Source organism: Ginsengibacter hankyongi (assembly GCF_008710285.1).
Classification (GTDB): Bacteria; Bacteroidota; Bacteroidia; order Chitinophagales; family Chitinophagaceae; genus Ginsengibacter; species Ginsengibacter hankyongi.
In genome coordinates this window covers 1-1,299 of record NZ_VYQF01000023.1, presented here as the reverse complement: position 1 = coordinate 1,299, position 1,299 = coordinate 1, and the positions used below count along the sequence as shown (strand labels likewise).

Here is a 1,299-nt window from a genome sequence, read left to right as displayed (position 1 = left end):
TATAGTAATCAAAACTTAATCTGACAGTTATTAAATTTGATAACAAAATAAAACAGATTAAGATGACAACAACTAAAAAACTTATTCAGCCCAAAATAGGGCTACTAAAGTTAGCCGAAAAATTAGGTAATGTTTCTGAAGCCTGTAAAGTGATGGGTTATTCAAGAGACAGTTTTTATCGTTTTCAAAAGTTATATGAAGAGGGCGGTGAGCTTGCTTTAAAAGAGATTAGTCGTAGTAAGCCACTTCTTAAAAACCGGATTGAAAAAGAAATAGAAGATGCTGTAGTAGCCTATGCTGTAGAGCAACCGGCCCATGGACAACAAAGAGCCTCCAATGAACTGCGTAAAAAAGGAACTTCTGTTAGTCCATCCACCATACGCTGCGTATGGCTCAGACATGATCTGGAAACCTTTCAAAAAAGACTGAAGGCACTAGAGGCAAAAGTTGCCCAGGATGGCCTTATCCTTACCGATGCACAAGTAGCAGCCTTAGAAAGAAAAAAAGAAGACCAGCAAACCAAAGGTGAAATTGAAACACATCACCCGGGTTACCTGGGCGCTCAGGATACTTATTATGTTGGCTACATAAAAGGAGTAGGAAAGATTTACCAGCAAACCTTTATTGATACTTATAGCCGTGTGGCTTTTGCTAAAGTATACGATAGAAAAAATGCATTGGTAGCAGCCGATATGCTTAATGATAAAGTATTGCCGTTTTATCAGGAGCAACAGGTTGATCTCTTGCGAGTGCTTACTGACAGAGGAACAGAATATTGTGGCGCCAGGGAGCATCATGAATACCAGCTATATCTTACTATTGAAGATATAGACCACACCAAAACAAAAGCTAAAAGCCCACAAACAAATGGTATATGCGAACGCTTTCACCGCACCATACAGGAAGAATTTTATGTCATTGCCTTCCGCAAAAAAATATATACCAGCCTTGAAGAGATGCAAAAAGATATTGACCAGTGGCTTGATTTTTATAACCGAGAAAGACCACACAGCGGAAGATATTGTTTTGGTAAAACACCCATGCAAACTTTTTATGACAGTAAAGAATTAGCGCAGGCTAAAGACGTAAATAATTTATTTGGAAATAATAATTTTGTACTGTCAGACAAAGCGGAAGCAGGCTCTGCTGGGAAGCAACCTGCCAGCAATAGTTTGACCGATGGAAATAATAAAGCGGTTGAGCAAACCCCAACCGCTTTCACTGATAAATTTGACAAATTATTTTTATCGCAGATGCCTTAAAAAATCCAACTTGTCAGATTAAATATTGACGATTACA

1 pseudogene is annotated in these 1,299 nt (G+C 38.3%); it reads left to right on the top strand.

Going from position 1 to position 1,299, the window contains the following annotated elements:
* Positions 1–62: 62 nt before the first annotated feature.
* A pseudogene (locus FW778_RS22905) lies at positions 63–1,097 on the top strand (IS481 family transposase); the annotation flags it as partial.
* Between the last annotated feature and the right edge of the window lie 202 nt (positions 1,098–1,299).